Annotated in this window: 13 protein-coding genes; 2 read left to right on the top strand and 11 right to left on the bottom strand. The window is 66.7% G+C overall.

The annotated features are described in order from the left end of the window. Window positions 1-14 precede the first annotated feature (14 nt). Window positions 15-1,031, bottom strand: coding sequence for a GNAT family N-acetyltransferase (locus ACWEPG_RS13505; RefSeq protein WP_452594573.1), 1,017 nt, complete (start codon window positions 1,029-1,031; stop codon window positions 15-17). A 180-nt stretch (window positions 1,032-1,211) separates the two neighbouring features. On the opposite strand from ACWEPG_RS13505, the gene ACWEPG_RS13510 reads away from it, so the two are divergent. Beyond that, on the top strand, window positions 1,212-2,381 hold the full coding sequence (locus ACWEPG_RS13510; protein ID WP_450112590.1) for an aromatic ring-hydroxylating oxygenase subunit alpha: 1,170 nt from the start codon (window positions 1,212-1,214) through the stop codon (window positions 2,379-2,381). Window positions 2,382-2,434: 53 nt separating this feature from the next. Further along, window positions 2,435-3,586 (top strand): acyl-CoA dehydrogenase family protein, encoded by a 1,152-nt coding sequence (locus ACWEPG_RS13515; protein WP_450112589.1) that lies wholly within the window; start codon window positions 2,435-2,437, stop codon window positions 3,584-3,586. A gap of 108 nt (window positions 3,587-3,694) precedes the next feature. Here the strand turns inward: ACWEPG_RS13515 and ACWEPG_RS13520 are convergent, their stop codons facing one another. The 10 genes from ACWEPG_RS13520 to ACWEPG_RS13565 form a co-directional block, all read right to left on the bottom strand. After that, window positions 3,695-4,315 carry a hypothetical protein gene (locus tag ACWEPG_RS13520; protein ID WP_452594574.1) on the bottom strand — a complete coding sequence of 207 codons (621 nt, stop codon included), beginning with the start codon at window positions 4,313-4,315 and terminating at the stop codon, window positions 3,695-3,697. Window positions 4,316-4,375: 60 nt separating this feature from the next. Next, a complete protein-coding gene (locus ACWEPG_RS13525; protein ID WP_450112587.1) occupies window positions 4,376-5,335 on the bottom strand; it encodes an MlaD family protein in 960 nt (319 codons plus the stop codon). Then, window positions 5,332-6,312, bottom strand: coding sequence for an MlaD family protein (locus ACWEPG_RS13530; protein WP_450112586.1), 981 nt, complete (start codon window positions 6,310-6,312; stop codon window positions 5,332-5,334). Before ACWEPG_RS13530 ends, ACWEPG_RS13525 begins: the two co-directional genes overlap by 4 nt. Window positions 6,313-6,326: 14 nt before the next feature. Next, window positions 6,327-7,352 (bottom strand): MlaD family protein, encoded by a 1,026-nt coding sequence (locus tag ACWEPG_RS13535; RefSeq protein ID WP_452594575.1) that lies wholly within the window; start codon window positions 7,350-7,352, stop codon window positions 6,327-6,329. Window position 7,353: 1 nt separating this feature from the next. Next, the gene (locus ACWEPG_RS13540) at window positions 7,354-8,361 is read right to left on the bottom strand and encodes an MlaD family protein (RefSeq protein WP_452594576.1); all 1,008 of its coding nucleotides are present in this window, start codon (window positions 8,359-8,361) and stop codon (window positions 7,354-7,356) included. Continuing rightward, window positions 8,358-9,362, bottom strand: coding sequence for an MlaD family protein (locus ACWEPG_RS13545; RefSeq protein ID WP_450112583.1), 1,005 nt, complete (start codon window positions 9,360-9,362; stop codon window positions 8,358-8,360). Before ACWEPG_RS13545 ends, ACWEPG_RS13540 begins: the two co-directional genes overlap by 4 nt. Further along, on the bottom strand, window positions 9,359-10,369 hold the full coding sequence (locus ACWEPG_RS13550) for an Mce family protein (RefSeq protein ID WP_450112582.1): 1,011 nt from the start codon (window positions 10,367-10,369) through the stop codon (window positions 9,359-9,361). The genes ACWEPG_RS13545 and ACWEPG_RS13550 overlap by 4 nt, the downstream gene beginning before the upstream one ends. 79 nt (window positions 10,370-10,448) lie before the next feature. Then, entirely contained in the window at window positions 10,449-11,315 is an 867-nt protein-coding gene (locus tag ACWEPG_RS13555; protein ID WP_450112581.1) for an MlaE family ABC transporter permease, read from the bottom strand. After that, the gene (locus tag ACWEPG_RS13560; RefSeq protein ID WP_450112580.1) at window positions 11,315-12,211 is read right to left on the bottom strand and encodes an ABC transporter permease; all 897 of its coding nucleotides are present in this window, start codon (window positions 12,209-12,211) and stop codon (window positions 11,315-11,317) included. The genes ACWEPG_RS13555 and ACWEPG_RS13560 overlap by 1 nt, the downstream gene beginning before the upstream one ends. Further along, complete coding sequence (locus ACWEPG_RS13565; RefSeq protein WP_450112579.1) at window positions 12,208-13,221, bottom strand: ABC transporter ATP-binding protein; 1,014 nt, start codon at window positions 13,219-13,221, stop codon at window positions 12,208-12,210. The genes ACWEPG_RS13560 and ACWEPG_RS13565 overlap by 4 nt, the downstream gene beginning before the upstream one ends. Between the last annotated feature and the right edge of the window lie 28 nt (window positions 13,222-13,249).

Below are 13,249 nucleotides of genomic sequence, written 5' to 3' on the forward strand. Positions count from 1 at the left end.
TTTTGTTCTACGTATCACCGATGAAACTCGACCGGCTGCGACCAGCGACCCACCTGGAAACACGCGTGCGCCTCGTCCTGCTCGAACGACAGCAGCCGGCACATGCGCAGGGCCCGTTCGTCATCGGGGTCGATGCGCAGCAAGGCGACCTGCGCGCCGGCCTCGCGCAGGGCCTCGAGTGCCCGCACGAGCAGGACGGAACCGAGCCCGGCTCCGCGGGCGGCCGTCGTGACGACAAGCGCCCCGACCCAGGCGGCGCGCAGCTCCTCCCGGATACGGAGGGTGGGGTCGTAGCACGCGACGCCCACGGGTCGCCCCGCCTCGTCGATGGCAGTCATCGCCTGACCCGAAGTCGCTGAAACAGAGAGATTTTCGCGATGTTGCGCCGGAAGCGACGCATCCACCAGGATCGCGTCAACCGCGGACGTGACGTCGGGGTCGGCGACCGGGCGGGACGGGACGATCCGGTACGCCTCCGGCGATTCCAGTTCCGGGAGCGGCTCGGCCCACGGCCCGGACAGGTGGCGCAGCAGAGTCCACAGCCGGCTCACCGCAGGCACCCCGAACCTCGCGGTCAACCGTTCGGTCGCCGGATGGCTGCCGTAGGCCCATGCCCGCAGCGCCCGCGCCCCGGTGCCAGCCCACCCGCCCTCCGCGTCGACGTCGAGGCCGAGCTCCTCGACGAGCTGGGTCGCGATTCCCCGGGACCGGTAGTCCGGGTGGACGACGAACTGCGCCACGCCGAGACCGTCGGACCCGACGGCGAGGTGCAGGTAGGCAACCAGCATCCATGGCACGTCCGGCCCGGTGGCTAGGCCGCGCCGAGCCTTGATCGGAAGGTGCAGCACGCGAGCACCGTCGGCAGAAGACGAATCCGACTCCGCGCTCCGACCATCCCTGTCGACGACGTCCGACTCGGCGATCGCCGAGAATCCGGCCTCGTCGTCGTACTCGGCCGCGATCCGGACGAGCTCGAGCACCTCGCCCCGATCGTCCGGGCTCAGCGCCTCGCACCACTGATAAGCGATCATCCTCACTCCTCGTCGAGCGGATTGGTGTCAATCTAATGACTGTCGGTTAATGCCGCAAGGGTGAACCGGCAGCCGAGGCTTTACACCTAAACCTACATGAATTAGATTTAACGCCATCGACACGATGGGCACGTCCCTGGACTCCACCCGGGCCGGCGACCAACGACAGGAGGCGAAGCGATGACCGAGGTCGGAGCACCCCGTGAGGAACGCATTCGGCGGGCACTGGAGCACCTGCGCAACGACACCACCGACGAGTTCGAGCACATCACCTGGTTCGAACCCGTCGAGTTCACCGATCCGGAGATCGCCAAGCGCGAGCGTGATCGCGTCTTCGGCCGGGTTCCGACCATCGTCGCCCACGGCTCCGAGATCCCCCGCGCGGGCGACTTCTTCACACTCCAGCTGCCGCGGAACAACGTCATCGTCGTCCGCCAGCGTGACGGCAGCGTCAAGACCCTGGTGAATCAGTGCCGCCACCGCGGCGCCATGGTCGAGAAGGAGGAGAAGGGTCGGTGCCGCCTGTTCTCCTGCCCGTACCACCGCTGGTCGTACGACACCGACGGAACGCTGCGCACGATCACCCGTGACAACACGTTCGGTGAGGCCGACCGCTCCGAGCGCAACCTCGTGCAGCTGCCCACCGAGGAACGGCACGGATTCATCTGGGTCGTCGACGATGCCTCCGCGACCATCGACGTCGCCGACTGGCTCGGCCCGGACATGGACGCCATCCTGGCCTCGCAGGAGCTCGGCTCGAAGGTGACCACCCGTGTCAAGGTGTTCGAGGAGCCGGTCAACTGGAAGCTGATGCAGGACGCGTTCCTCGACGGCTACCACATCCAGTACGCGCACCCGAACACCGCCGCCAAGCACATTCACACCAACGTGATGTCCTTCGAGGACTTCGGACACCACTGCCGGTTCATGAACCTGCGCAAGACGATCGACCGGTGGATCGAGGAGGACCCCGGCGACCGCAGCCTGGCCGAGCACACCACCGAAACCTACTTCATCGGGCCCAACAGCACCCTGCTCCGCCAGCCCGATCACTTCCAGTTGCTCACCTTCCGTCCGCATCCCAGCGACCCGCAGCAGTGCCGCATGGAGATCCGCCTGATCTGCCCGACGGTCGAGGAGAGCGGATTGGCCGAGGAGCGCTGGAACCGGCTCTGGGACAAGAACGTCGAGATTCTGGTCGCGGTCCTGCACAACGAGGACTTCCCCATCCTGCGCGACTCGCAACGAGCCATGGCCAGCGCCAACGCCGGCAACATGCTCCTGGGTCGCAACGAGGTCGCCAACCAGGTCTTCCGCCGGGAAATCCAGAAGCTCGTCAGCGAGAACTGACACCGAACACCAAGGCGGGGCGCCTTCGAGCGTCCCGACCGTAGGAGGCTCACGTGGAGAGCGATCTCTTCGAAAACGACCACGAACTGTTCCGCGACTCGGTCCGGGGTTTCGTCGACAAGCACGTCGTCCCCAACCTCGAGAAGTGGGACGCCGATCGGCTGATCGATCGCGACACCTGGCTCGCCGCAGGCAGCCTGGGGCTGCTCGGGCTGACCGTGCCGGAGGAGTTCGGCGGCCCCGGTGAGACGGACTACCGCTACCGGGTCGTCATCCAGGAGGAGATCGCCCGGGTCGGTGCGTCCGCGCTGCAGTCCGGGTTCTCCACCAACGACGACATCGTGCTGAACTACCTTCTGCGCCATGCGAACGACGAGCAGCGGCGCCGCTGGCTGCCGGGGTTCGTGACCGGCCGGACGATCGGCGCGATCGCGATGAGCGAGCCCGGGGCGGGCAGCGACCTGCGGGCGATCACCACCACCGCGGTTCTCGACGGTGACGAGTGGATTGTGAACGGCGCCAAGACCTTCATCACCAGCGGCATCCTCGCCGACCTGGTGATCGTCTTCGCCAAGACCGATCCCGACGACGGTTCGAAGGGCTTCAGCCTCTTCGTCGTGGAGGAAGGGGCCGAGGGCTTCAGCCGCGGCCGCAAGCTGGACAAGGTGGGCCTGCACGCGCAGGACACCGCTGAACTCTTCTTCGACAACGTGCGGGTGCCGGCCGCGAACCTCCTCGGCGAACGAGGAGCCGGGTTCGCGTACCTGATGCAGTCGCTGCCGCTGGAGCGTCTCGGCATCGGTATCGCAGCGCAGGTCTCGGCGGAGGCCGTGTTCGGGTGGACGATGGACTACGTGAAGGAGCGGACCGCCTTCGGTAAGCGGATCGGCGAGTTCCAGGGAATGGGTTTCGATCTCGCGAAGCTGCGCACCGCGATCGAGGTCTCGCGGAGCTACATCGACCGCTGCATCCGTGAATACAACAAGGGTGCCCTGACCGCGGTGGACGCCTCCAAGGCGAAGCTGTGGGCGACCGAACTGCAGGGCCAGGTCGTCGACGCCGGCGTCCAGTACCACGGCGGTTACGGCTACATGATGGAATACCCGGTCGCGAAGGCCTATCTCGACCACCGCATCCAGCGAATCTACGGCGGCACCAACGAGATCATGAAGGAGATCATCCACCGCGATCTCATGAAGAGCTGAGCGGCTCCCGAAGGACGAACATGGCGAACGACAGCGGCGGGGTGGACCATCACGGTCCACCCCGCCGCTTGTCGCGGTCCGTCCCTCAGGGAGCGGGTGTACCGCCCGTCATTTCGGTGTCGCGCCGGTCGTGCCCAGATCGGGTCCGACACCGCTGATCTCGGTGATCTTCCAGTCTTGCGTGCTGTCGATGGTCAGCTGATAGGTCGCCGTCGACTGGATCCCCTCGGGCGCCTGCGCGTTCGACGTGAACACGCTGACGAAGCAGTCGACGGTGTAGATGCCGTCGCCGGTCGCCTCGGCCTTGGCCGTGATCGGCTGCGCGGCGGAGTTCCACTGCAGGGGAACGATGATCTGCTCCATCGACGTCGACGCCTGCGTGAGCCGCTGTTCCAGCTCGGGAGCCGTGCCCGCGGTGAGCCGCTGCTTCCAGCCGGCGAGGTCCTGGAAGTCCATCCGGGCCGCCCCTGTCGCGTAGTCGAGCGCCACCTGTTCGGCGTGTGCGCGCGCGTCCGCGTCGGCGCGCATCGCGTCGAGCTCGGTGGAGGTGTCGTAGAGCTTCCAGCCTCCGAAACCGATCGCCGCCACGGCGACGGCGCCGAGGACGCCCGTTGCGATCGCCCGTGTCGGGTACCGGTTGTTGCGTGCGTGATCGTCGGCGGACGGCCGCGAGCCCGAGCCGTCCTCGTCGATCCGGTCCTGGTCCTGCAGCAGCGAGGTGTTCGACATGGTGGCCTCGTTTCCTTCCGTTGTCGTGGGGTCTGCGCGCACGGTGTCCGTGCGGCGGGGTCAGTTGCCGTCCGGTGTGACGTGCACGGTCAGCGCGTCGCCGGATTCCGTCGAGGCGAGGACGTTCTGGAGGAGCCGTCCGATGTCGACCGAGCGGATGGCGTTCGCCGCCTCGGTCACCGCCGGGAGCAGGTTCACTCCGAGGAGGTTGAGATCGGACGCGGTTTCGTCGAGGAACGTCTGGAGTTCACCGATGAACGGGCTGGCGCCGTGAGCGATGCCCGCGTTGAGCGGACCGCGATCGGCCGCGAACCTGATGCCGGTGAGCAGATCCTGGAATCCGGACCCGAAAGCGGCGAGGTGCGGTGCCGCCTCGAGCATGCCCTGCGGGATCGGGCCGCTCTCGAGCAGCAGGGGCTGCAGTGTCCGCAGAACCGTGGTGAGGCTGTCGGAGCGCTGGGTGAGGGTGTCGGCCAGCTTCTGCCCCGCCCCGTTGATGTCGCTGTACACACGCGGGTCGTCGGGCAGAGCCACGTCGAGGGTGCGGAAGATCTGGCCGACCGCCTCCGGCTCCACCTGGGTGAGCAGGTTCGTCAGGCGCTCCGAGAGTTCCTCGAAGGTCGTCGGGACCACCACCCGGTCGGGTGCGACCACCGCGGCGTCCGGGAGGTACGGGGCACCCGCCGACCTCGGCCAGACCCCGAGCACGGGTTCGCCGAGTGCGGAGAGGTTGTCGACCCGGAATGTGCTGTCCACCGGAATGGGATGGTCGCGGTCGTACTTCCACGCCACGTCGACGGAGTTCGCCGATGAGGTGATGTCGGTGATCTCGCCGATCTCCACTCCCCGCAGCAGGACCCGGGCGCCGACCACGAGACCGTTGGTGTCGGGAATCCCCACGGTGGCGGTGTTCACCTTCTCCGCCACGCCGGTGCGCAGGCCCGACTGGAACATGTACGTGAAGGACAGCGCGCCGATCGCGACCATCCCGAGGACGGACAGAACCGTCTTCCTGCTCATTTCACAGCTCCCAACATGCGCAGGATGTTCTCCGCGTCGGCCAGCGACCGGCCGCCGTCCGAGGTCTCGACCGAGACGACGTCGACGGACGGATTGCTCGCGAACGGCACCAGCGTCGTTCGAAGGAACTCGGACAGTTGTGTGGCCGCCGACGGGGCACCGCTCAGGGAGGTGTCCGTCGTGTCGGCCAGGGACTCGAACATGGGGACGAGCCAGAGGCCGCCGGCGTAGAGACTGCCGACGGACGGCAGGATCTGCCCGATGTGCGAGACCACGTCGACGGCCAGCCGCCGCCAGTACTGGACGGTGGAGCCGTCGAAGATCGTCGCCAGCGACTCGGAGTTCTCGCCCAGAGTCACCGCGGTGGCGTTCATTCCGTCGAGCATGCGATCGATCTCGGCGGTGCGGGCACCGAGGTCGCGAAGGTCCGTCGAGACCACCGTGGCCAGGCTCCTGATCTCCGGCACCGCAGGCATCACGGCGTTGACCCTGGCCATCACGTCCTCGATGCGCGCGATGCTGCCGCCGTTCACGAACGTCGCCAGCACCGCCATGGTGTCCTCGATCTGCGGCGGCGAGACGGTGCGCTCCAGCGGCACCGAATCGCCGTCGGACAGATGGGCCGTCACCTGGGAGGCGGGATCACGGACCAACGCGACGTATGTGTCGCCCAGGAGGGTGTTCTGCCGGACGATCGCGTGGATGCTCACCGGGATCCGGGTGTCGTCCCGGATGCCTGCCGTGACGGCGACTCCGTTGCCCTCGACGGCGACGTCACGAACCTCTCCGACCCGGAGTCCGTCCATGATCACGTCCGCGCCGGCGGGCAGGTTCAGCGCGCTCTCGAACTCGAGCGAGATCTCGTAGCCGCTGCCGATTCCGCCGCGAACCGAGGGAAGGTCCTCGGGGCGGAGCGAACATGCCGATGCAGTCAGAACGAGCATCAGTGCCGCCGCCAGCTGCACTCTCCGGGCCACTTCACGTCTCCTGGTCACCGTCCCGCTCCCGTCCCGAGGACCTCACCCAGCAGGTTCGCCGGATCGATCCGGGCCCCGTCACCGATCTCGACCGTCGGCGGCGTGTACCGAATCGTCAGGCCGTTCGTCCCGCTCGCCTGCTCGTCGAGCGCGGCGGTGAACGACGGAATCGATCCGGCCAGGCCGGACAGGTCGCCCGCACGTCCGGCCGCGAGAGCGATCGCGTCGGCCACCTGTCCGTGTACAAACGGCCAGATGTCGCCTCCATAGCGCGTCTGGATGTCGTAGAGCAGTGCAACGACCCAGCCGATGCCGACACAGACGTCGATGGTGCCGGGGAACAGGTCGATGCCTGCGGTGGCGATGTCGGGCAGCTGGCTCGCGATCGACGTGATGGCACCCCAGTCGGCGAGCGCCTGCTCGTTCAACGGGGCCATGGCACCGATCGCGGACCCGATGTTCGCGATCAGCGTGTCGGGGTCCTCCATTGCGCCGGCCGCACTCCGCATCATCTCCCTGGCCGGCTCGCCCTGCCATCGAAGTGCCTCCGAGACTCCCGCGATCGCACCTGCGACGGTGTCGCTGCCGTCTGGGGACAACGCCTTGAGGAAGTCCGCCGCGGACCCGACCACCTCGGAGATGGTCTTCGGCGTGTACCCCTGTTCGAGGGGAATGCACGACCCGGGTTCGAGCACGGGCCCGCTGGTGTAATTTCCGACCAGTTCCAGGCTCCGGTCCGCCAGAATCGACTTCGACCGCGTCACCGCCTTCACGTCCGCCGGAAACTTCCGGCCGACCTTCGTGGTGAAGGTGATCTCCACGTGGTCACCCTTCTCCACGATCGTGTCGATCGTTCCGACCTCGAACCCCATCTGGGTCAACGGGTTACCGGTGTAGAGACCGACCGAATCGGGCAACTGCGCGCAGTACGTCGCGGGCTCGGCCCCCGAGTCGGCCGAGGCCGTGGTGACGCCGGTGCCGATGCCGAGGGCGGCGACGGTCACCACCGAGACGGCCGTCCACTTCTTCACGTTGGTCACGTCAGCAGCTCCGTCCGGGGACGGGCATGCAGATGTCGGATGCCATGAGCGTTCCTCCGCCGATCGTGGCCATCCCCTCCGGGGTGAGCCAGTTGGCCAATTGGTCCCGCGCCGCGGTCAGTGCGTCGATCGACGGGCCCATCGTCGCGTTGAACTCCTCGATGGTCGCCCGCACCTGCGCGATCCCGCCGGCCAGATCCTCGCTGTGGTCGAGGTAGTACTCCGCGTACGGCGACACGGTCATCAGCACATATCCGAGCAACCGGTACGCCTCGTTGAAGCCCGCATGATTGGTGTTGTAGGTGGACAACACGATGTCCATCTTCCGGACCACGTCGAAGATCATGTCGCGGTTGGCATCGAAGGTGTTCAGATACTCCGACGCGAGTGCGGTGATGGTCCGGACCTGCTCGCGCTGCTGATCCATCACCCGTGCGATGGAGGACATTCCGGAGATGACCGAGCCGACCGAGTCCGGATTCGACTGCAGCGCCTGGGCAACCTGCGCGAGATTCGCGTCGACGGTGCCGCCGTCGACGTTGTCGGTGACGTTCGGAGCGGCCTGCAGGACGTCCCCGATCGAGTAGGGCACCGACACCTGTCCCACCGGAATCGGATTGTCCCCCACGGGGGCGTCACCGACCGGGACGATGGTGATCGCGTATCCCCCGACCGGGGTGAGCATGCGCACGTCGATGCGGGAGTCCGCTCCGACCACGACGTCCTTCTCGATGTCCATCGTCACGCGCACCGAGTCCGCGCCGAGCGTCATGTCCGACACCGAGCCGACCGAGATTCCCGCGACCCGGACGTCCTGGCCCACGGATATCGCGGACACGTCCGTGGTCTCGAACGAGACCTTGGTCCGTCCCGGCGGACGCAGGTACAGCACCGCGGTGGCGACGAGCGCCGCGGCGACGAGAACGGCGACCGCGGCACCGATCCGAAGATCGTTGTCGAACCAGGAGAACAGCCGACCGAACCGGCCGCGTGGAGTGCGGGTGTTCATCGGGCGCTGCATACGACCACCTCACTGCCATTGAGTAGAACCTCGACGTCGGTGGGGAGTTGGGCGACACCGTTCGCACACCCGTGCGCCCCCTCGCTCGCCGGCATCTGCATACCCGCGATGGACGCCGGGAGCAGACGGAACGCCTGCGCGGCCTCCTCGATCGAGCCGAACACCTGAGCGACCTGGTCCTCCACGTTCACGCCCGGTTCGAGGTGATACGCGTCGAGCAGCCTCTTGATGGGCGTGAGGAAGTACGGGCCGTAACTCGCGGTCTTCGCGAACTCGTCGATCACGGTCATGGCGCTGGATATCGGGTAGTCGACCGAGCGGATGAACTCGACCACCGCGCCGGAGCGGCCGCCCATCGTGTCGGAGATGCGTGCCAGGTTGGCGGTGAGCGTCGAGATCACCTGTTCCCGGCTGGAGGCGAGGTCGGCCAGCTTCTTGGCGTCGGCGAGCATCGGTTCCAGTCCCCCGCCGTCGCCCTGGAGGACGGCGATCGCGTTCTCCGAGAACCGGTTGATGTCCTCGGTGCTCATCGTCGCGAGCACCGGCTGCAGCCCGTTGAACAGCTCGGTGATGTCGAAGGACGGCCTGGTGCCGTCGAGACCGAGGCGCGAGGTGGCCGGCGCGGACCCGTCACCGAAGTCGGCGTCGATGTACCGGACACCGGTGAGGTTCTGGTACTTGACCGACAGCACCGTGTCCCCGGTCAGCTCGTAGGGCTTCTCCATGGAGAACCGAACTTCGGCGATCGTCCCGGTGTCGCGGCGCACGAGCTCGATCGACTCGACCTTGCCGATCCGGACACCACGGGTGCGGATGTCGCCATTGTCCCCCAGACCCGAGACGTCGGAGAACTCCGCCGTGTAACTCCGGGTCTCCCCGGAGACCGGGCTACGCATCGCGGCGATCACCAGGACGAACAGGAAGACCGAGACCACCACGGCCACCGCAAGTTTCACGACCGTTGCGACAAGCGCCCCACGCGAGGTCATCGCACACCTCCTTCCGCGGACACCGCGGGCCCGAGACCGAGCGCGGCGTTCATCGAGGGAAAGGCGTCGAGCACGACGCGCAGACGCAGACGCTTCCCGCCCGGGACGTCGACGAAGGCCGAGTCCAGTGCGCGGACCACGTCGCGCGCCGACTCCGGGGTCAATCCTCCGCTGCTCAGATGCGGGAAGACGTCCGAGAGTTCGGTGACCGACTGGATGAGCGGGGTGAGATCGTCACCGTGTGACGCCAGTAGGGCGCCGGCCTGGCCGAACAGCTGGTCGCCCGCGAGCGCGAGGCCGGCGTCGGACTCGTCGAAGACGCCCTCGTCGACGCCGACGGAGCCGTCGGGCAGGCGATTGTAGGACGGGCTGTCATAGATGTTCATCAGCGATCGGATTGCCTGGTCACTGAATTCCGGTGCGGCTTCGAGTATGTCGTCGAACCTGGCCAGCAGGTCGGTCGGCAGTGCGTACTGGGTCTTGGCAACGCGGTCGGCGAGCAGTACACCGGTTTCCACCCACGGTGTGACCCCGCCGAGGTAGTGCACCGACTTGTCCAGCGACCTGATCATGTCGCTGGTGAGCGTGCCGTCGATCGTGGAGGATCCCTGCTCGATCATGGTCGACATCGTGAAGTCACCGCGCGGCGTCCGCTGCAGCTCCAGACCCGACTCGAGTTCGTTGCCCCCGTTCATCGCGACGAGGTTCACCGCGGAGGTGCCGAAGTAGTTCTCGGGACGGTAGTCGACCTCGAATGTATCGGTCAGTCCGTCGATCTGGCCCTCATCCAGGACCAGCTGCATCCGGACCGAATCGGAGGCGGTGCGGTCGAGCTCGATGACACGGCCCACCGTCTGCCCGTGCAGGACGACCTTCGTCCCTGCCGCGACACCGGGCCCCACGTACGGAACCTCGAGACCGACCTCGACGCCCTCCGGCGCCGTCAGGCGGGGATACAGCGTGACCCCGGCGATCGCAGCCGCGCACGCGAGCGCGAACACTCCCACACCGGTTCCGCTCAGCAGACGTGACTGATGCTCGGCGGAACCGCGGATAAAGTCTTGACTCCTCGAAATGCTCATGCCCTCATCCCTTGAACACCAGTTCCGGGCTCAGCCCCCAGATCACGACCGTCATCACGAAATTCATCACGACGATGGCGACGAGACTGGCTCGGATCGCGCGGCCCGACGCCGAACCGACGCCGGCCGGGCCGCCAGAGGCGAAATACCCGTAGTAGCAGTGGATCAGCGTGACGACACCACAGAAGATCAGCACCTTCGCCACCGATGCCACCAGGTCGGGAATCGTCAGGAACTGCCCGAAGTAGTGGTCGTATGTGCCGGACGGCTGATCGTGGAAGGTTTTGACGACGATTCCGCCGGTCACGAAGCTCACCATCAGCGCCATCAGGTATCCGGGCAGCACCACCAGCATGCTGCCGATCAGCCGAGTGCCGACGACGAACGGAATGGCCTGCAGGCCGATCGATTCGGTGGCGTCGATCTCCTCGGAGATCCGCATCGCACCGATCTCCGCCGTCATTCGGCAGCCCGCCTGCGCGGCGAACCCGATACCGGTGATGATGGGCGCGATGACCCGGACGTTGCCGAAGGATCCGATGATGCCGGTCAGCGCGCCGAAGCCGAGCAGGTCGAACGCCATGAACGCCTGGATCGCCACCACCGCGCCGACCGCGATGCCCAGGAAGAACATCAGGCTGATCACGCCGCCGTCGACGACGAGCGAGCCGTTGCCCCAGGCCATGTTGTTCATGGTCGTGACGGTCTGCTTCCGGTAGTGCCGAACGGTCTTGGGCAGCAGGCCGATCGTCTTGCCGACGAAGAGGGTGATCTGGCCGAGTTCCGCGGCCACGTTCCGGAGCGGGCCGGTCACCGTGGTGACCAGTGACGCCACCGGCGACCCGCGGTGCGCGGGTGTCCGGGTCGCCATCACGCCAGCCTCGCCGGGAAGAACATCATCTGCAGCTGGCTCACGAGCAGGTTCGTGGCGAAGATGCAGAAGACGCTGAGCACCACGGAGGCGTTGACCGCGTTGGCCACACCGGTCGGGCCTCCCTTGGCCTCGAGGCCACGCAGACTCGCGATGATCACCACGGTCGCCGCAAACAGCAGGGACTTGAGCACCGAGAACGCGAGATCGGTCGGGGTGGCGAAGGCGCCGAACGACTGCCAGAAGCTACCGGGCACGACGTCGTTGACGTTGGCCGAGATCAGCAGGCCCGCAGCGACACCGGCCGCGATGATGATGATGCACAGCATCGGTGCTATGAGGATCATCGCGATGAAGCGGGGCACGACGAGCCGCTGAACCGGGTCGATACCCATCACGCGGATCGCCTCGATCTCCTCGCGGATGGAGCGGGCACCCAGGTCCGACGCGATGGCCGAGGCCGCGGCGCCACTCATCAGCAGGCCTGCCGCCATCGGCGCACCCTGCCCCACGACACCGAGACCACTCGCGGCGCCCGCGAGCGAGTTCGCACCGACCTGGTTCATGATGCCGCCGACCTGGACGGACACCTCGGCACCGATCGGCACCGCCATCAGCAGTGCAGGCAGGGCGGTCACCTTGAGCAACTTCCACATCTGCTCGACGACCTCCCCCACCGGCAGACGACCGGTGACGGTATCGGTCACGCAGTACCGGATCACGTTGCCGGCGAGTCGAGCGGACCGCCCGATCGTGGCGAGGCTCTGTGCCGGCCTGACCCGGAGGTACGCGCTCAGCCAGGCGAGTACCGCCCCGGCCCGCTGCCGGACACCGCTCTGCCTCCGCGGCTCCTCCGGCACGGTGGCCGGGGCGGGTGACGTCAACTGGATCCTCATCGGGCCACCACCTCCAGGCGTTGCGTGGGCATGTCGTCCTCGAGGTCGTCACGGATTGCGCGCTGTGCTCGAGCTGGAAGGGTGTGCAGAATTCGCCGAACCCGCATCCGCCGCCGGGCTACCGCGCGACGCTCCGGCATACCCGGAGTCGCCCTCATCTGCGGCACGATTCCGTCCAGTCCGTCGACGCCGCCCGCGTGGTGACCGGCATCGACCAGCGCCTGCTCGTGCGCCATCTGCGCCTCGTCCTTCTCCTCGGACATCCCGATCGGACCGATCATCGCTCCGCCCAGGAACTGCTTGACCACAGGCTCGTCCGACGTCAGCAGCACCTCACGGGGTCCGAACATCACCAGCTCACGCCGGAACAGCATTCCGATGTTGTCCGGCACCGTCCGGGCCAGGTTGATGTTGTGCGAGACGATGAGGATCGTCGCGTCGATCTCGGCGTTGATATCGATCAATGTCTGCGAGATATAGGTCGTACGAACGGGATCGAGGCCCGAGTCGGGCTCGTCCACCAGAATGATCTGCGGCTCGAGGACCAGTGCCCGCGCCAGCCCGGCGCGCTTGCGCATGCCGCCGGAGATCTCACCGGGAAGCTTGTCCTCCGCCCCGAGGAGACCGACGAGTTCGAGCTTCTCCATCACGATCTTCCGGACCTCGGACTCGGACTTGCGCGTGTGCTCCCGCAACGGGAATGCCACGTTGTCGTACAGGTTCATCGATCCGAACAGCGCGCCGTCCTGGAACAGCACCCCGAACAACTTGCGAATCTCGTACAGTTCCTTGGCCGAACACGTCATGATGTCCACGCCGTCGATCACGATGGATCCCTGCTCTGGTCGGAGCAGGCCGATCAGCGACTTGAGGAAGACCGACTTTCCCGTGCCCGATGGTCCGAGGAGCGCACTCACCTCACCAGCGGGCAACGTCATCGTCACGTCTCGCCAGATCTGCTGGGAGCCGAATGACTTGGTCAGACCCTCCACAGCAACTTCGATACCCACTCAAAAGCTCCTTCCCACCCCGTCAACC

This window comes from Rhodococcus sp. NPDC004095, assembly GCF_053604015.1.